The sequence below is a fragment of the Exiguobacterium sp. EA-TM-5 genome, assembly GCF_053878415.1.
Map to the genome: position 1 here is coordinate 218,035 of NZ_CM132670.1, position 19,297 is coordinate 237,331.

A 19,297-nucleotide genomic window follows, 5' to 3' on the forward strand; every position below is an offset into this window, starting at 1 on the left:
GGAGGAATGCACATGTTGGAATTGATTCCTTTTTTACTCGAACGACTCGGTATCATGATCATCTTGGCGTTCATCCTCGCTCAGTGGGGACCGACACGTCGGCTACTGCGTCAACCGGAAGCAGGTTGGCAATTTCGTGTGCTTGTCCTATTTTTTGCGACATATGGCATTTTAAGTAACTATACAGGAGTCAAAGTCAACTTAGCTGAATTCTTGCCACATGCCTGGCTTGAAGAAGTCAATGGGACTTCGGCGATTGCGAATACGCGAACGATGATCGTCGTCATCAGCGGACTACTTGCTGGTCCGCTTGGTGGATTGATGACCGGACTGATTGTCGGAATTCATCGTTATTCCCTCGGCGGCTTTACAGCATTTGCTTGTGCGCTTTCGACCGTCATCGCCGGTGGCGTCAGTGGATTACTTCGCCCTTACTGGCGCGATCGACTCGGGAGCCAAGCCTTATTGCCGGTTTGTCTGACCGCCTTCTTGATGCTCTTTGAAATGTCATTGATTTTACTATTCGCCCGTCCCTTTGATGCGGCCGTTGAACTTGTTCAATTCATCTTTTTACCAATGACACTGATCAACGTCCTTGGTGTCTGGTTGTTTTTATCGATCATCCGCCTTGCTGCGCGAGAAGAAGAAACGGTTCGCGCACGAGAGGCGGAACGTTCTCTCCACATCGCCGATTTGACACTTCCTCACCTGACACGTGGTCTACATATCCACACAGCTGAAGCCGTTGCAGAGATTCTGTTGCAACAAACACGAGCGGAAGCCGTCTCGTTAACGGATCAATCCGTTATTCTTGCCCATATCGGTATCGGGAGCGATCATCATCAAGCGGGTAGTCATTGGACAACGAAACCGACCGAGCATGTCTTACAGGACGGGCAAGTCCGACTCGTCACGGAACAACATGACATCGGCTGCCCTGTACAGGATTGTCCACTCCAAGCAGGAATCATTGCCCCATTGATTGTCGGGGAAACGACGATTGGGACGTTAAAAGTCTACTATCCGCATGCTGAATCGCTTGATGCTGTCGAAGTCGAACTAATCGAAGGACTAGCGAAACTGTTCTCGACACAACTGGCACTCGGTAATGCTGAACGTCAAGCTGGTTTACTGAAGGATGCCGAGATTCGGGCACTTGAAGCGCAGATTCATCCACATTTCCTGTTTAATGCCATCAATACGATTTATGCGCTGTGCCGGACAGATGTTGAACAGGCCCGCACGTTATTGCTCGAATTATCGACCTTCTTCCGCAGTAACTTACAAGGAGCACGTTCGACGAAAATCCCGCTCCAAAAGGAACTCGAGCACATTGAAGCATACACTTCTCTTGAAGCAGCCCGTTTTCCCAACCGTCCGTTCCTCGATATCGATTTAGCAGAAGAGACGACGTCCTTACTCGTCCCACCGTTCATCTTACAACCATTGATTGAGAACGCATTCCTTCATGCTTTTTCAAATGAACAGACAGGATATGTCGGTGTGACGGCATGGTGTGAGGCAAATCAACTTTGCCTCGAAGTCGTCGATAATGGACGCGGAATTGAAGCCTCTCGCCTTGCTCGGCTCGGTCGAGAAGTCGTTCCGTCCACTGGTACCGGTACCGCATTATTTAATACCGCAGAACGGATTCGTAGCCTGTATGGTGAAAAAGGACAGTTTACGATTACGAGTGACGGTCAAACTGGGACGACGATTGCGATTCGTCTCCCGATTGAAGTCAGAAAGGAGATCCAGCATGCGCACCTTATTGATTGAAGATGAACCGCTCGCACGTGATGAGCTCCGTTATCACGTGACCGCAGCCGGTCTTGACGTCGTCGGGGAAACTGGCAGTGTCGAAGAAGCGGAACGACTCGTTCGATCCCTTCAACCCGATTTAGTCTTTCTCGATATCGAACTGACGGATGGAAGTGGTCTTGAAGTCGCTAAACGCTTGAAGTCGATGCCGCGTCCACCTGCTTTATTGTTTGTGACAGCATACGACGCTCATGCACTTGAGGCTTTTGAACTCAACGCTTACGATTACATCTTAAAACCATATGATCCGGCACGAATTGTTCGTGCTATTGAAAAAGTCGCGCGTCCAATGCCGAAAAAAGCACCCCGGATCGAACGATTAGCAGTCGAGACCGGCGAGCGACTCAAACTATTGTCTCCACAAGATATTGATTACATCGTCGCTGAAAACGGGAAGACGAAAATCGTGACGGAACATGACGCCTATCCTTCGAATGAGACCTTACTGGAACTCGAACGAAAGCTTCAAGATCATCGGTTTTTACGGGTTCATCGCTCGTATCTCGTGAATTTATCGGCAATTGATGCGATCGAACCTTGGTTCAACGGTGCCTACAACTTAAAGATTCATCAGATCGACGTGCCGGTCAGCCGGACGTATGTCAAACTATTGAAAGAAGCGCTTGGTATTTGAGCGCTTCTTTTTTGTAGTTCAGGTTCCGTTTTCAACCTTTCGTCGGACAAAAACGACGACTTATCTAAAAAATAAAGAAAGCGCTTCCACAACTTGTATACTAATTCCATCATAGTTCATTCAAGAGGAGGAATTTTAGATGAGCGCTACTCCCATCGTTATTGCTGTCATCTGTATCTTATTAATTGCATATCGTCTCTACGGTACGTTCATGGCTGCGAAAGTCTTAAAAATCAAAGATGATCGTGAAACGCCTGCTCATAAACTAGCGGACGGAAAAGATTACGTACCAACAAACAAATGGGTCTCATTTGGACACCACTTTGCGGCAATCGCTGCTGCTGGTCCACTCGTCGGACCTGTCCTTGCTGCTCAGTTCGGCTACCTACCCGGCTTACTGTGGCTCTTGATCGGTGCCGTCATCGGGGGAGCGGTCCATGATATGGTCGTCCTGTTTGCCTCGATGCGCCAAGATGGTCAATCGTTATCTGAAGTCGCTAAAAAGGAACTTGGTCCAGTCGCAGGCTTTTGTGCTGGTCTCGCGATGCTCTTCATCATTACGATCACGATGGCGGGTCTATCAATGGTCGTCTTGCATGCGCTTGAACACAATCCATGGGGCACATTTGCTGTCTTCTCGACGATTCCGATCGCGATGCTCGTTGGGATTTACTTACGTAAAGGTGGTAATCTAGCCCTTGCTTCAACAGTCGGTTTTCTACTCATCTTAGCTGCGATTGGTTTTGGTCCTCAGTTGACGGAAACATTCATCGGTGACTGGTTCGACCTGTCATCTCGCCAGCTTGCAATCGCTCTACCGATTTATGCATTCTTCGCTGCGGCACTGCCTGTATGGCTCTTGCTCGCACCACGCGACTATCTATCAAGCTTCATGAAGATCGGTGTTTTTCTCGCCTTGATCGTCGGTGTCTTCATCATCAACCCGGATATTCGTTTTCCAGCGTTCACGAAGTTCGTTGATGGTGGCGGTCCAATCATCGCTGGTCCGGTCTGGCCGTTCATCTCAATCACGATTGCCTGTGGTGCGATTTCTGGTTTCCACGCCTTCGTGGGTTCCGGTACGACACCGAAAATGATTAATCGTTGGAGTGACATCAAACCGGTTGCTTTTGGTGCCATGCTTGTCGAATGTCTCGTTGCCGTCATGGCATTGATCGCTGCGACATCTCTTGAAGTAGGGGATTACTTCGCTATCAACTCAACACCTGAAGTATTCGCGACACTTGGTATGAGCACAGTTTATCTCGATGAGCTCTCGCGTGAAATCGGACTCGACCTTGCAGGTCGAACGGGTGGTGCCGTTTCACTCGCCGTCGGTATGACGTTCATCTTCCGCGCCATCCCATGGTTCAAAGAGATTGCCGGTTTCTTCTTCCAATTCGTCATTCTGTTCGAAGCGGTCTTCATCCTAACTGCGATCGATGCAGGGACACGTGTTGCCCGTTACTTGATCCAAGATTTCTTCGGAGAGTTCTATAAACCTTTAAAACGTGTCGACTGGATTCCAGGTGCCATCTTCGCCTCAGCGCTCGGTACGTTCTTCTGGGGATATCTCTTGTTCTCAGGCGACATCGGTTCGATTTGGGCATTGTTCGGTGTATCGAATCAGCTGATGGCTTCGATCGGCTTGATCATCGGTACGACGATCATCTTGAAAATCGCTGATAAAAAAGTCTATGCCCTGACGACGTTCATTCCGCTCGTCTACCTCCTGATCACGGTAACGTTTGCGGATATCTGGATGGTCGCAAACGTCTATGCGAATCCCGATTCTCCAGGGTTCAGCATCTTGAATACGGTCTTGTCCGTAACGATGGGACTACTTGCGATCGTCATCACGATCTCAGCCGTCAAGAAATGGATTGAACTGTTGAATTCACCACGTTGGGAAAATCAAAAACGATCTGCGTAAGCGGATTGATCATATGACAAAAGGCAGTGGACGCATCCACTGCCTTTTTCGTATAACGTTTTTAAAACGGATTATAAAATCGATTGCCATCATGAAAGGTGACGACAAACGAGAAAATCGTCAAAAGTACTACACAACTGATGGCGACATAATTGATTCGTGTCATCGTCTGTTGGTTGTACCACGTCCGCTTTCGTCCCGCACCAAATCCACGAAGATCCATTGCATTGCTGACCGTTTCAATCCGCTCGAGACTCGTAAACAGTAACGGGAGTAAAATCTGTACGCTATTACGTGCCCGTTGCCAAAGCAAACCATGCGAGACGGCAATTCCCCGCGCTTCCTGAGCGTTCGCAATCGTCCGAAAGTCTGCTTGTACATCCGGGATGTAACGTAACGCTAATGAGACAGCAAACGCGATCTTATAGGGTATACCGATCCGGTTCAACGAAGAAGCGAACTCCGTCGGGTGGGTCGTGACGAGAAATAAGACAGCAATCGGAACAATCACACTATATTTTAGGATTAGATTGAACAAATAAAATAATTGTTCTGACGTCACCGTAAATCGTCCAATCCCTTCAAGTAACACATGACGCGATCCGTAGATTTCAACGCCCTGCTCTGGTTCAAAGAGATAAACGGCGAGCGCATTGACCAGGACAAAAATCGCTGTAAAGATTAAGACGAACCGGACTTCCCGAAACTGAATACGCGACAATCGGAATAACACAATACTGACTAACCCCAGTACAAGCAAGACCCGTGTGTCATAAGTGAACATCGTTGCCGTCGTAAATAACAGGAAGCCAATCAATTTCGTCGTTCCCGTCAAACGATGAATCGGTGAGGCTTTTTCAATATAACCAAGCATTTCTACAGCCATTGTTCTCGCTCCTTTCGCTCCGTCGTAATCACGGACTCGACGAATCGTTCCGGATCGACTTCGAGATGCTTCGCAATCGTAAAGAGCGACGTTTGTTTTAAATGCGCATGATGAAGCAACTGTTCTTGATTGAGCAGTCCAAATGACGTTCCAGCGTAACGAATGCGACCGGCTTGAACGAGACAGACTTGATCGCTGTATTCTAAGACGAGATGCATGTCGTGTGTAATGATGAGTAACGTCATCCCGTCCTGTTTCAAGCCTTCCAAAAAGTCCATCATATCTGAATAATGCCGGTAATCTTGACCTGCTGTCGGTTCATCGAGAATTAAAATATCTGGTCGTCGGACGAGAATCGAAGCGATCGTCACCCGTTTCTTCTGACCAAAACTCAGTGCTTGAATCGGCCAATTACGAAACGGATACAATCCGCAACGACGTAATGTCTGCTCGAGTCGCTCGTTTTCTTCCACCTCACTTAATCCGAGTGCCTGCATCCCGTAGCGAATCTCTTCTTGCACGAGATGTTTTGAAATCATATGATTCGGATTTTGTAGGACGAATCCAATCGTCCCTGCCCGCTCTCCGATCGATTGGGTCGTGATATCATTTCCGTTCAGTAGGATTCGACCACTCGTTGCCCGTTGATAACCACTCAACACTTTCGCAAGCGTGGATTTTCCTGCACCATTCTGACCGACGATTGTCGTCAGTGTTCCTTTTTGAAAAGTCGCTGTCACATTCTCAAGCACCGGTTCTCCTTGCCGGTAGTGAAATGCCAACTGCTCAAGTTCAAGCAATGAATTAGATGTTGTAGTCTCTTTTTGAGGAGCTTCCTCTAAACGCTCTAACACGTCCATCTGGTTGAAACGCTTTAAAAAGGGATCGATGCGGCTAGGCTGGTCTGAAGATTGTACAGCAAGCCCAGCCCAGCGTGCGGCACTGACGTAGAGCGGTTCACGCAAAATCGCTTGTTGAAGTACTCCATTGCTTAAGATAACATCCGGATGATCGTCCGCAATGATTTCCCCATCGACCATGACAATGATGCGGTCAAACGGGATGACAAGAACATCTTCGATCCGGTGTTCGACGACAATCAACGTTCGATTCGTATCACGCTGCAAACGATCCATCAACAACATTGCCTCTTGTCCCGCGACTGGATCGAGATTTGCGAGGGGTTCATCAAATAACAAGATATCCGCATCTTCGACGAGGACCCCAGCTAATGCAGCCCGTTGTCGCTGTCCTCCTGATAAATCATTCAATCGTGATTGCAGTAGTGTCTCAACATCCGTCATCCGTGCGACGCGTTCGACGATCTCCTGCATTTCCGGTCGCCCTGTCTGTTTATTTTCGAGCGCAAAGGCAATATCTTCACCGACTGATAAACCGACGAACTGCGCATCCGGATCTTGTAACACCGTACCAATATGCAACGAACGATCAAACAACGATAACTCCCGCGCGTCCTGACCTTTGATCAGGACCTGACCTTCCCACGTTCCCGGATACGAGAACGGAATCAACCCATTGATGCACTGGGCGAGCGTACTTTTCCCTGAACCCGACGGTCCGACGATTAAGATCCGTTCGCCTGCTTGAATCGTTAACTGAATCTGGCGAAGCGTCGGTTCCGACTGACTCCGATATGTAAATGAAAAATCCTGAAATTCAATCACGTTTGTCATGTTCTTCTCCCCCCAAGCTAAATGAGCTATGTCCCTGTCGTCTCTTCGCACAGGTTCATAGCTCATTCGGTCAAGCTTCGCGTTTTAAGCTGCCTGCTTTACTTCTTGTTTTGGCATATGTGACGAGCAATAACGTGCCGATGACTCCGACCGTCAAGATATTTGATGTCGCGGCAACAGCCCCTTGAACAAAGACTTTGTTCGCTGGCTCTGCATAAATCAAGATATCGAGTACTGGTGCGAGGATGATCCAGCCGATCGCTTGAACGATGGCTTGTGTGGCATTGAATAAGATGATTTTGCGCGTCGTCAATCCGCCTTCTTCTAAACGAATCCGGTTAGCAATCAACCCGATTCCAAAACCGACGAATCCAGAGACGATGACCCAACTCCACCACGGGGAACCGTATAAAATCGCATCTTTTAATCCGTGACCAATCAGACCGATCAAACCGGCTGTAACCGGTCCAAATAAGACTGCCATGAATGCGAGAAACGCATAGGCTGTCTCGATTGACGTGTTCGGTACGCCCGTCGGAATCGCAGCGAATCGACTTAAAATGATGAATACAGCTGCTCCGATCCCGGTTGCGACGATCTGTTTTGTCGTAAATCCTTTCATGTTCGATCTCCTCCTTTGATTTGTTGTACGTTAACACTCCAATCATTTCCGATTCCAACTTCAAATGCATGCGCAAACGAACCTTGATTCAAGGCGAGCGCAATCTGATCCAGCGAGTTGATGTAGACAACGCCTGAACCGACTGGGACATCCGCAAACGAATGACCAAAGAGCAGTGTTTGTTCGTAGACGATCCGGTTCCGGTATGAAATCGTCACGGTGACTCGACTCCCGATATCAAGACCGGCCTGACGGACGAGGGCGACCGGAATGTTCGTCCAAACATTTCCGAAACGGACGTCGAGAATCTCAACAATTCCCGTGACACCGGTGTCTGATGACGAAGCAGGTGTACGGTCGAGTAAGACGAGTTCCTCAGCCGGTAAAAGTGGTCCCACCTCTTCGAACGTGATGACATGACTTGATAGCCGAGCTCCGGTAAAAGCAAAGATATCTCGTCCGTGAAACGTATACGATTCACCCATCCGTGGCAGGCGATGGCGCTGATCATCAAGTTGGCGAACTTCGGCAATATATCCAGCTTGCCAAAGGTGCGTCAACGTTCCGTTATCCGGTGTGATGATGTATTGATTGGCATGCGTCCGTGCGACGACACTCTTTCGCTTCGACCCGACACCCGGATCAACGACAGATACGAACACCGTTTGCTCCGTCCAGTACGGTACCGTTTGTAGTAATCGATAGGACGCTTCCCAAATGTGAAACGGCGGAATATCATGCGTCAAATCAAAAATCCGAATCTCCGGATTGATGCTATGCGCGACTCCATACATCGCACTGACTGCCCCGTCACTTACACCAAAATCTGATTGCAATACCAATGCCTCTGCCATCTCGTCATCCTCCTCCTGCGTGAACGTCTCCACAAAAAAGACACCACGCCCTTATCTCTCAGGACGTGATGTCTGATCACGTGGTACCACCTTCGTTCATGGCTCAACTCGCGTTCAGCCACCTCTAGGAGTACGAGACTCCATGGAATGCTAACGGTATCCTTCCTACCGGTCGGTTCTACTAATGAACACGGTTCACGTTCTTCCGACTGCTCTGGGACCATCTTCAAATGACGAAATCGTCTCATTTCCAGCAACAGAGACTCTCTATCGATTTCTAATCACTTTACTCTTCCCATCTACGCATGCAGATTCAGTTGTCTGAAAATTTAAATTAATCGTACATCCGTTTCATTCTTGACGCAAGGTTTTTTACTCAGAAATTTTTAAATCCGTCGTCCGAATTGTTCCCCACGGTGACACATCCGCTCGGACTTCAAGTGCTTTTGCTTTTTCATATTGTTTTCCGCTTCCCTGTTCGACATAATACTGCGTCAACTGTGGAATCGACACGTATTGATCGTAATAATCGCCGGCGACACTTCCGAAGAACCGTTCATTCGAAATCCGGTCAATTTGAGCATAACCGGAAGCATCCGTCTTGAAACTGACATAGACACGACCATTTTGAACTGTTGCATCTGGTTTTAAATCTGGATATTGAAGCATCACGTATTCACCGTAAACAGGATCAAATGGATCAAACGGCTCTGCCCGAAAACGATACGATGTCCCGAACCAGGAAGTCGCAAAAAAACTGATAATCAATAGACCAACAACGCATGTTTGAAGTACAGGCATGAGATAACGTTTCATGATGCGACACCTCCTTTTCGGCGTAACCACCATAAGACACCGGATAATAGGAAGATAAGCAACGCACCGATGAGGAAAAATAAAGACATGTTCAAACGATTCCAGGCATAGATGACGTAAATTGCGACTTGAACAAGAATGAAATAGAGAAAGGCGGGCCAGACGACCGCATGACGGCGTTCTTGATACAACAGATAAAGTAGCGCGGATAATTCAAAGAGGATAGCGAGTAGAATCGCCTGTTCATCGAGCCAAAGGACGCCGACGAAACCAAGCGGAACGATGAATAATAAAGAACGGCGTTTTTGATAGAGGAAAATTCCTAACCCGATGGATACGATTGCTAGCAAAACTGCTTCTGTCACGGAAGGTAATGCAACGGTTGATTCTGCACGAACAGACAGATAAATGATTGAACTAATGGCAGCAACAATCAGGTAGATCATCTCAACGATTCGACGGTTAGATTCCTCACGAACAAGCCAGAGCAGTGGGACGAGTAAGAATAGCGTCCAGACTGGCCACAGGAATCCATCATATGATACGAGCAGAAATAAAGATAAGCCGCTGAAAAAGAGAAACAACCAGCTAAACAAAAGCGATGGTAGACGTTGACTAAAATAAAACCAGCTGAACGAAAGTATGACCATAAGACCAAACGACGTCCAGTCGAGATAACTCGCCTGCTCCTGACCAAAGCCCCCGAGACTCGTGAAGATTGTCCACCCGGAAAGAAAGGTGACGACACCGTATGCTTCATGACGCCAAAGTACATAATGTACTAACGCGGCGACAAACACACACCAACCGAGTAATGATCCTTCCATCGGCAAATGAAAACTTTGAACAACGACAAGAATTGAGGCACCAAATGCTAGGATTCCACCGATTCGAAAAATAATCGGATGAAGAATACTGCGACGTTCTGAGAGATCTGCCATGATGTAACAGCTCCACATGAGTACTACGACGAGTCCAATTTTCCAACCGACCGGCATCGCTTGCCAATTAGCAGCTAAAAAGCTGAATACAGCCAATACGACGAAGGTACCTCCAATGATCAACAACAAAGGCAGACGTTGTTTCGTGGAACGTTGATTTTCGTAATTCACGATTCGTTCAACGGTTGCTTCATCCAAAAGACCTGCATCCTGCCATTCTCGCATCTTGCGTAACTGCTTCACCGTACCCACCTCCTTCGAAGTGTTAGATACTTATTAAATTCCCGTTTTAACACCGTCTCAAGCCCGGATTAGCAAGGATATCAAGATGTTTGTTCGTTTTTTCACAAGATGTTAACAGACGAAAAAGGCAAGGAAGACGGGCTTCCTTGCCTTTGTTTGATTTGATCATTTAAACACGGAAACGGGCAACGAGTCCCTGTAATTCTTCCGCCATATCAGATAATGCTTTAGCTGATTGCGAAATCTCTTCCATCGCACTCAACTGTTCTTCCGTCGTCGCTGCGACTTGTTTCGAAGCGGACGAATTCTCTTGCGCGATATGTGCGATTTCCGTCGCTGACGCAGATACTTCTTGGACATTCGCCGCGATCTCTTCGACCGTCGCCGTCACATCTTCGATCCGTGGCGTCATTTCCTGCGTGCGTTCGAGAATCTTTTGGAAACGCTCTGCTGATGCTTCTGTCGTCGACAAGCCAGCTTTCGTCTGTCCTGAGACCTCCTTCATCATCGTGACAGATTGATCCGTCTCTTGTTTAATGTTTTGAATCAAGTGAGCAATTTGTTTCGTCGAATCCTGTGATTGCTCTGCCAGTTTTCGTACTTCGCTTGCGACGACAGCAAATCCTTTTCCGTTTTCGCCTGCGCGTGCTGCTTCGATTGCCGCGTTCAGTGCTAACAAGTTCGTTTGCTCGGCAATCCCGTTGATGACATCAACGATTTTTCCAATCTCATTCGAACGATGGGCAAGTGACGTGATAACACCGCCGAAGTTCTGAACAGAAGCATCGATTTCTTTCATCTGCTCAACGTTCTGCAATACAGCAACTGTTCCATTCTCGGCTTCTGTTGCCGTTGAACGTGACAATTCCGAGACGTCCGTTGAGCTCTCAGCGATTCGCATGATGCCTGCTGTAATCGATTGAAGTGAAACAGCGTTCGCATCGAGTTGACGTTTCGATTGATCCGCCCCCGCTGCAACCTGTTGAATCGATCCTGCGATCTGCTCAGATGCAGATGTCGTTTGGGCAGAGTTCGCCATCAATTCCTGTGAAGAGCCAGCCACTTGTGTAATCGACTGATCGAGATTGATGATGATTGAACGGAGTGAGTCGACCATGACATTAAAGCTTTGCGCCACTTGTCCCACTTCATCGTTTGATTCAACGATGACTGGTTCTGTTAAATCCCCAGACTGAATACGTTCTGCCCCACGCGTCAAATGACCGAGTGGACGTAAGATCGAGCGAAGGATGAAGTAAATGAAGACTGCTGCAATGAGTAACATCCCGCCAATGACGGCAAGTGTCGTCCAAAGAATGCTCGATGTCGCATCTGTAATTTCATGATCGTACAGCGTTCCTGCCACTTTCCACTTCGTCAGGTCATTCGTCATGAAGTCCATCTGTTTGCCTTCATTTTCGAATTCATAAGAAAATTGTCCGGCCGGGTCAGCATAGAGTGGCGCCACCCAATTCCCCGTTGCCTTTTCACCTGGTTTTAATGTCGGATGCGTAACGAACTTCTTATTCGAATCGAGAATCGTCACATAACCCTCTTTACCAATTTTAATCTTTTTAGCAATTTCTGCGATGCGGTCGACATCGACATCAATCGCGACGACGCCTCTTCCGTTACCCGTCGATTGCGAGAGCGTGACCATCATCTTGTTCGAGGCAGCATCGACATAGGGATCAGTGATGACAACCTTCCCACCCGCTGCTTCTGCCGATTGATACCATGAACGTTCACGTGGATCATAGTCATCTGGCATGACCTGTTCCGGGAAAATATTCATATCCCCTTCTGTCGTCGCGAAATAGATATTCGCAGCTTGCGGATGCATATCGAGGTATTCCGTCATTTTTTCCTTTAACGCAGCATTCGGTTTCCCTTGTTGATAAAGCGTACCGTCAATCCGATCCGCAAAAAAGGCGACATCGCGTCGCATCGGATCAATAATATTCTGAATCTCATCGTTCATCCGATCGACTCCACCGTGTGCCGATTGCAGGATTTGCTCTGTCATCGATTGTTTTGCCTGATTGTAGGCGACGAATCCGATAACAAGTGCTGGAATTACTAACAGTAAAATTGATGTCAGAATTAATTTTTGTTTGATACTCATCGTTCGTTTAATCTTTTGTTCCATGTGTCACTCCATTCTCGAGTGCAAGGACTCGCTATTCTACCTTCTCTATCGGAAGAACAACGAAAAATATTCATAGAAAAAATGATATTCGTTCATTGATTCACATAAAAAAAGACGACTCACTTGGAGTCGTCTTACTTGGTAACGCTTACGCTTAGGCTTCTTGATCGCCCTTCCAGTTCATCATACCGCCTTCAACGTTGACGACGTCGTAGCCGTACTGTTCGAGGAAACGACCAACGTTTTCACTACGTCCGCCCGCTTTGCAGATCAAGTAGTATGTTTCGCCTTCCTGAAGTTCTGTATAGCGTTCACCGATCTCAGACATCGGAAGGAAGCGGACGTTTGGAATATGTCCTGCATCATATTCATCTTGCTCACGTACGTCGACGACATGTAACGCCTCGCCTGTTTCTAATCGCTCTTGTAACTCATCTACATGAATCGTTTTCATCTCGTATGACCTCCTGTATCGTTCTGTCGTAAGTGTAGCAAATCTCTCATTAAAACAAAACGAAACCGTTCTCTTTGTTAAGCGCGATGAAAAAATTGCACGATATGATCTCAACGATTTCAAAGAGAAACAACATTTTTTTAAATTGATCAACACTACATATCAAAACCCTAAAAATAGACAGCTCACGTCTACTTTTAGGGTTCAGGATCATTATTTTTGTTTATTTCGAGACGGACGTTTGCGTGAGTGAAGCACCATTTGAAGCAATCACTTCTTTGTACCAATAGAATGAATCTTTCCGTGAGCGATTCAATGTGCCTGATCCATCATCGTGTTTATCAACATAGATGAAACCATATCGTTTGCTGTATTCGCCAGTCGATGCACTAACGAGATCGATACAACCCCAGCTCGTATAACCCATCATCTCGACGCCGTCCTGAATCGCTTCCATCATAGCTTTCAAGTGACCTTCGAGATACGTAATCCGGTAGGAGTCATGAATCGTACCGTCTGCTTCGACGTTATCATAGGCACCGAGTCCATTTTCGACGATGAACAACGGAATCTGGTAACGGTCGTATAGTTTATTCAGAATGATTCGTAGACCATCCGGATCGATTTCCCAGCCCCAGTCACTCGCTTTCAAATACGGGTTCTTGACACCACTCATGATGTTTCCGTCTGCTTCATCTCCGTCTTTTTCTGCCTTTTCCGTTCGCGACATATAGTAGCTGAGTGAGAAGAAGTCGACCGTATAGTCGCGTAACAGATCAAGATCGCCGTCTTCGATTGCTAGCTCGATTCCGTTTTCTGCGAAGAAACGGTCAGCAAATGCCGGATACGCACCACGAACATGAACGTCGCCGCAGAAGTAGTTCATCATCCGTTCTGCTTCGAGTGCAAACTGAACATCGACTGGATTTGAACTGTAAGCATATACCGGTGCAGAAATCAGCATACAGCCAATTTGCATCGATGGATCAATTTCGCGAGCCGCTTTCGTTGCTAAACTGCTCGCAACGAATTGATGATGTAACCCTTGATATGTCGACTGCAGCATATTTTCATCTTCACGAACCGCCATTCCGAGACTAAGCATCGGCATAAACTGGGCTCCATTGATTTCATTGAACGTCAACCAGTACTTGACTTTCCCTTGATAGCGTTCAAATAATACCCGGCTGTATCGCTCGAAGAACGTCACGAGTCGACGATCACGCCAACCACCGTACTCTTTCGCGAGATGAAGCGGCAATTCGTAATGTGAAATCGTTACGAGTGGCTCGATGCCATGTTTCAACAACTCGTCAAAGACATTATCGTAAAACTGCAGTCCTGCTTCATTCGGTGCTGTCTCATCTCCGTTCGGGAAGATTCGACTCCAAGCAATCGACATCCGGTATGTCTTAAAGCCCATTTCGGCAAACAAGGCGATGTCTTCTTTGTAATGATGGTAAAAGTCGATTCCGTCATGATTCGGATACGTGTATTCTTCTTTTAATTCAAAATCAAATTGTGGATCGTGGATGACGTTCATCCGGTGCTTCCCACCCGGCATGACGTCAGCAATCGACAAGCCCTTCCCATCCGTCGCATACGCGCCTTCTAGTTGATTGGCTGCTGTTGCGCCGCCCCATAAAAAATCGGATTTGATCTGTTTCATAAAAAGTTCCTCCTCTGATTGAATGTTAGACTAAGATGCGTAAGACATCGCGTGATGGTTCGACTGTTCCTCGGTATGTCGGTAAGACATCCAGATAACTTGCTGTATTCGTCACGATGACCGGTGTGATGATGTCGTACCCTGCTTGTTTGATCTGTTCAATATCAAAACGAATCAACGGATCGCCAACTCGAATCGACTGACCACTCTCGACCAGCGCTTCAAAATATTGACCATTCAACTGGACTGTATCGAGTCCGATATGGACTAAAATCTCAACTCCTGTATCAGATCGTAATCCGATTGCATGTTTTGATGGATATACTGTCACGACTTCTCCATCGAACGGTGCATAAACGACACCTTCGTCTGGAACAATCGCTAATCCTTTTCCCATCGCCCCACTTGAAAAGACTGCGTCCTCTACTTGCTCGAGCGAAATAATTTCACCTTTGACCGGTGCTAGTACGGGGAGACCAACCTGTTCACTGATGACCGGCATATCTTGTGTGACCGATTGTTTTTCATTTGCGAAGAAGTAGGTCAACGTAAAGGCAACTGCCGCTGCGACAGCTAGTCCGATGAAGGCACCCCAAAAGGCAAGGCTGACACCACTTTGCGGAATCATGACGGGAATACTGAAAATACCAAGTCCACCCATCGCGTAAGCTGCCGTACCTAATCCACCACCAACCAATCCGCCTGCTGCACCACCGACGACACCGAAGATAAATGGCTTTTTGCGTGGGAGTGTCAGACCATACATCGCTGGTTCGGTGATCCCAAAGATCCCAGCAATCGTCGAAGAGGTACCAAGTCCTTTGATTTTCGGATCTTTCGCCCGTAATGTAAGGGCAAAGACAGCACCTACTTGACCAAAGGTTGCCATCAAGACTCCGACACTGATTGTATCAAAGCCATTCACGGCTAAATTGTTAATAAGAATCGGGACGAGGCCCCAGTGAAGACCAAACATGACGAAGATTTGCCAAAATGCACCGATGAAGGCAATCGCAATGACTGGACTTAAGTTGTAAATGAACGAGTAACCGGCTGCCAGTCCTTGGCTGGCATACGTTGCAAGTGGACCAATCGCAAGAAATGTCAGCGGGACAACCAACATGATGACGAGCATCGGTGTCGTAAAGTTTTTAACTGCTTCATGCGAATGACGATTGAAGAACTTTTCAAGTTTTGACGAAACGAACGTCGCAAGGATGATCGGAATGACGGACGACGCATAACTCATGAGGACGACCGGAATCGTCAAGAACGTTAAGCCATCACCCGAAGCTTGTAAGGCGACGATCGACGGATAAACTAGCGCTCCCCCGATAATCATCCCGATATATGGATTACCTCCGAACTTTTTCGCCGCCGAATGACCGAGGACAACCGGTAGGAAGTAAAACAGGGCGTCCGCTGTTGCATTTAAAACGATGTACGTGCCCATTGTCGGCGTCAATAACCCCGTCGCAACAAGGATTGCAAGCAAACCTTTTAAAAGTCCGCTTCCTGCCATCGGACCAAGGATTGGTGTGAAGATGCCAGCAATCGTGTCGATGAAACGATTAAATAAACTCGTTTTTTCCGTATCTTCCGACGTCTCCTGACCAATGCCGTTTAGTTCGTTGTAGACATCACCGACATGGTTGCCGATGACGACCTGGAACTGACCACCACTTTTTACGACGGTAATGATGCCATCGATTTGTTTTAGCGCTTCAGCATCCGCTTTTTGTTCGTCTTTTAATTTGAAACGTAATCGTGTTGCACAGTGAAAGACTGTTTTGACGTTGTCTTCGCCACCAACCAAGCGTACGATGTCTTGCGCAAGAGCTTGATATTTGCCCATCTGATTCACTCCATTCGTATTTTTGGAATAAAAAAACCTAAACGACGGCAAGTGGAAAAACACCTGCAATCATTTAGGTTTGGCCCGTCGATGCGGTAACCATCCTTAAGATTGATTCTGTTTCATCAGATTTTCGATATGAATCATCAAATAGAGTCGTTCATCCTTCGATACTTCATAGTCATACTTACCAGCAATCAAATTCGCAATTTTTTCGACGCAATCATAGGCGAGTGGATAGCGAGACTTGACCATCTCATACAGTTCCTCGTCCCCACCAACTTTCAGCGTCGTTTTTGAGACAATCCGTTGGACAAAAAATTTTAAATGCGTCAAAAAGCGAGCGTATGCGTGAGATTCCTCATCTAATTCTACTTGAAAGTGGTACGTGATGATTGTCATGATGGCTTGTGTCGCCTTCGTCATTTCAGTGACGATATGAAGGCTCTCACCTTTAACACCAGACATCGAGGCATTGACGAGGTGTAGCGCAATCGAGACGGCTTCCTCTTCTTCTAAACGAACTCCGTGCCGGTCATTAATCAGCCGAACTGCTTCTTTTCCGATTGAAAATTCAGGACCGTAAAATCGTTTGACCTCCCAGACGAGCGGGTTTCGAATCACAATTCCTTCTGCATACCGTGATAGCGCATAATGGATGTGGTCTGCCAGTGTCACGTAGATCGTGTCATGGAGTGATTTGTTGAGCTTCGTTTCTGCCATCTTGACGATTTCCTTGACTGTCTCGATTTCAGCTTGCGGCATCTCGTTTAAAAAATCGATAAATCGTTCCCGACTTTCCTTACTCTCGAGCGTAAATATTTTTTCAATCCGTGATTCGTCAATCACATCACCCATTCGTTTTTGAAACGCGATTCCTCGCCCCATGACGACATGTTCTTGCCCATTCGATTCAATCGCCACCACGTTATTATTGAACACTTTCACGATTTGCATGGAATCTCTCACCTCCACCCTTGAGCATCGTATTGAAAAGAAAAAACCTAAATTCATATCCATCGCCGCAACACGCAACAGATATCAATTTAGGTTTTGCCTGCTTTCGCAGTAACAATCCTGAACGGTTTATTCTTTTCATGATTAGCATACGACGGAATGGATACGGCGTCAACTAATTTATGAAGCGCTTTCAAAATATATTTCAAAGGATAAAAAATAGGTATGATCTTATGAAGAAGAGCATGAAAAAACTGAGTCCAGTATTGACTGGACTCAGTTGATCAAGATCACTTTACGAAACGATACCGCATGATATGTTTCGTTTAGTTCCATTTGTCTATCTCTTATTCCCCTGATGCTTGACGCGTTGATTGACGTGTCTCTTTATGCATTCCCCGTGCATAATAGACGGCAATCAAAATTGCGTACCAGAGTGGTCCAACGACGAGAGCAATTCGTGTACTTGCATCGAATGCCATCAAGACGATGACTCCGGCAAGTGCTACGAGTGCGATGTAGTTTGCAACCGGGAAGAATGGAACACCAAATTCTGCTGAACCATGTACTTTCCGCGCCCGCATCTGAGCAATCAGAATCATTGCCCACGTCCAGACGGCACCAAACGTTGCGATACTCGTTACGATTGCAAAGACATCTTCCGGTAAAAAGTAATTCAAAGCAACACCAACGAGCAACGCGACACCTGACAAGATAGTCGCAAGTGCTGGAACACCGTTTTTCGAGATTTTCGAGAAACGACGTGGCGCTTCACTATTCTCTGATAAGTTCATCATCATTCGAGCTGTCGAGAAGATACCCGAATTACATGATGAGAGTGCTGCCGTTAAAACAACGAAGTTGATGATACCGGCTGCTGCCGGAATACCAAGTGAATCAAATAATAATACAAACGGACTGCTGTTGTTCGCACCGACTTGATCCCACGGATAAATCGATAAAATGACGAAGAGTGCTCCGATATAGAATACTAAAATCCGAAGGAAGACGTTGTTAACGGCTTTTCGAATCGTTTTTTTCGGGTTCTTCGCTTCCCCTGCTGTGACCCCAATCACTTCAATTCCTAAGAACGCAAACATGACCATCTGCATGGCAAGAAGTACTCCACCGAATCCGTTCGGTAAGAATCCACCATGTGACCATAGGTTCGAAATCCCAACCGGTGTGCCACCGTTTCCAAGACCAATGACGATCGTCAAGGTTCCTAAGATGATCATGGCGACGATCGCGACGATTTTAATCAACGCAAACCAAAATTCGAATTCACCATAAAATTTAACAGCAATAAAGTTGATACTCGTCATCAACACAAGTGCTGCTAGTGCCCATACCCACCCCTGGGAATCTGGGAACCATACTTTCATGTAAATACCGACTGCTGTGATTTCCGCCATACACGTAAAAATCCAGAGTAACCAATAATTCCAACCTGTTAAAAAGCCAGCTAATGGACTGACATACTTTCGGGCATACTCCGCAAAACTACCGGCCACCGGCTCTCGCACCGCAAGCTCCCCAAGTGCTCGCATGATGATGAAGATGATGATACCACCGATAAGATAACCAAGTAAGATCCCTGGACCTGCCAGTTGGATTGCTTTCGCCGATCCGAGGAAGAGTCCGACACCGATTGCCGCCCCCAGCGACATCAATGTAATATGACGTTCTTCCAGTCCCCGATTCAACTCTGTCTGTTGTTTCATTTTTACGACGTCCTTCCCGTCTCTGTTTGTTTCTTAGCAGTTCCC

Annotated in this window: 15 protein-coding genes; 3 read left to right on the plus strand and 12 right to left on the minus strand. The window is 46.9% G+C overall.

Annotated elements, in window-relative coordinates; translation table 11 throughout:
- Nucleotides 1-12: 12 nt before the first annotated feature.
- The 3 genes from ACV3PA_RS01140 (at nt 13) to ACV3PA_RS01150 (ending at nt 4,388) form a co-directional block, all read left to right on the plus strand.
- On the plus strand, nt 13-1,779 hold the full coding sequence (locus tag ACV3PA_RS01140; protein ID WP_456125439.1) for a LytS/YhcK type 5TM receptor domain-containing protein: 1,767 nt from the start codon (nt 13-15) through the stop codon (nt 1,777-1,779).
- Nucleotides 1,760-2,455, plus strand: a complete 696-nt coding sequence (locus tag ACV3PA_RS01145) for a LytR/AlgR family response regulator transcription factor (RefSeq protein ID WP_456125440.1) — start codon at nt 1,760-1,762, stop codon at nt 2,453-2,455. The genes ACV3PA_RS01140 and ACV3PA_RS01145 overlap by 20 nt, the downstream gene beginning before the upstream one ends.
- A gap of 139 nt (nt 2,456-2,594) precedes the next feature.
- On the plus strand, nt 2,595-4,388 hold the full coding sequence (locus ACV3PA_RS01150; RefSeq protein WP_294739492.1) for a carbon starvation CstA family protein: 1,794 nt from the start codon (nt 2,595-2,597) through the stop codon (nt 4,386-4,388).
- Between the two features lie 61 nt (nt 4,389-4,449).
- Here the strand turns inward: ACV3PA_RS01150 and ACV3PA_RS01155 are convergent, their stop codons facing one another.
- The 12 genes from ACV3PA_RS01155 to ACV3PA_RS01210 all read right to left on the minus strand — a co-directional run bounded on the left by ACV3PA_RS01155 (nt 4,450) and on the right by ACV3PA_RS01210 (nt 19,252).
- Complete coding sequence (locus ACV3PA_RS01155; RefSeq protein ID WP_456125441.1) at nt 4,450-5,274, minus strand: energy-coupling factor transporter transmembrane component T family protein; 825 nt, start codon at nt 5,272-5,274, stop codon at nt 4,450-4,452.
- The gene (locus ACV3PA_RS01160) at nt 5,265-6,968 is read right to left on the minus strand and encodes an ABC transporter ATP-binding protein (protein WP_456125442.1); all 1,704 of its coding nucleotides are present in this window, start codon (nt 6,966-6,968) and stop codon (nt 5,265-5,267) included. The genes ACV3PA_RS01155 and ACV3PA_RS01160 overlap by 10 nt, the downstream gene beginning before the upstream one ends.
- A gap of 70 nt (nt 6,969-7,038) precedes the next feature.
- Nucleotides 7,039-7,590, minus strand: coding sequence for an ECF-type riboflavin transporter substrate-binding protein (locus ACV3PA_RS01165; RefSeq protein WP_053452429.1), 552 nt, complete (start codon nt 7,588-7,590; stop codon nt 7,039-7,041).
- The gene (locus ACV3PA_RS01170; RefSeq protein WP_456125443.1) at nt 7,587-8,444 is read right to left on the minus strand and encodes an SAM hydrolase/SAM-dependent halogenase family protein; all 858 of its coding nucleotides are present in this window, start codon (nt 8,442-8,444) and stop codon (nt 7,587-7,589) included. Before ACV3PA_RS01170 ends, ACV3PA_RS01165 begins: the two co-directional genes overlap by 4 nt.
- Before the next feature lie 372 nt (nt 8,445-8,816).
- Nucleotides 8,817-9,260 carry a GDYXXLXY domain-containing protein gene (locus ACV3PA_RS01175; RefSeq protein WP_456125444.1) on the minus strand — a complete coding sequence of 148 codons (444 nt, stop codon included), beginning with the start codon at nt 9,258-9,260 and terminating at the stop codon, nt 8,817-8,819.
- A complete protein-coding gene (locus tag ACV3PA_RS01180; protein WP_456125445.1) occupies nt 9,257-10,444 on the minus strand; it encodes a DUF2157 domain-containing protein in 1,188 nt (395 codons plus the stop codon). The genes ACV3PA_RS01175 and ACV3PA_RS01180 overlap by 4 nt, the downstream gene beginning before the upstream one ends.
- 169 nt (nt 10,445-10,613) lie before the next feature.
- Nucleotides 10,614-12,593, minus strand: a complete 1,980-nt coding sequence (locus tag ACV3PA_RS01185) for a methyl-accepting chemotaxis protein (RefSeq protein WP_456125446.1) — start codon at nt 12,591-12,593, stop codon at nt 10,614-10,616.
- A 154-nt stretch (nt 12,594-12,747) separates the two neighbouring features.
- The gene (locus tag ACV3PA_RS01190) at nt 12,748-13,047 is read right to left on the minus strand and encodes a rhodanese-like domain-containing protein (RefSeq protein WP_053452423.1); all 300 of its coding nucleotides are present in this window, start codon (nt 13,045-13,047) and stop codon (nt 12,748-12,750) included.
- Between the two features lie 223 nt (nt 13,048-13,270).
- The gene (locus ACV3PA_RS01195; RefSeq protein WP_456125447.1) at nt 13,271-14,716 is read right to left on the minus strand and encodes a glycoside hydrolase family 1 protein; all 1,446 of its coding nucleotides are present in this window, start codon (nt 14,714-14,716) and stop codon (nt 13,271-13,273) included.
- 25 nt (nt 14,717-14,741) lie between these two features.
- On the minus strand, nt 14,742-16,571 hold the full coding sequence (locus ACV3PA_RS01200; protein ID WP_456125448.1) for a beta-glucoside-specific PTS transporter subunit IIABC: 1,830 nt from the start codon (nt 16,569-16,571) through the stop codon (nt 14,742-14,744).
- A gap of 105 nt (nt 16,572-16,676) precedes the next feature.
- Nucleotides 16,677-17,528 carry a BglG family transcription antiterminator LicT gene (gene licT, locus ACV3PA_RS01205; RefSeq protein WP_456125449.1) on the minus strand — a complete coding sequence of 284 codons (852 nt, stop codon included), beginning with the start codon at nt 17,526-17,528 and terminating at the stop codon, nt 16,677-16,679.
- Nucleotides 17,529-17,875: 347 nt separating this feature from the next.
- Nucleotides 17,876-19,252: an amino acid permease gene (locus ACV3PA_RS01210; RefSeq protein WP_456125450.1), complete on the minus strand. Its 1,377-nt coding sequence runs from the start codon at nt 19,250-19,252 to the stop codon at nt 17,876-17,878.
- Nucleotides 19,253-19,297 lie beyond the last annotated feature (45 nt).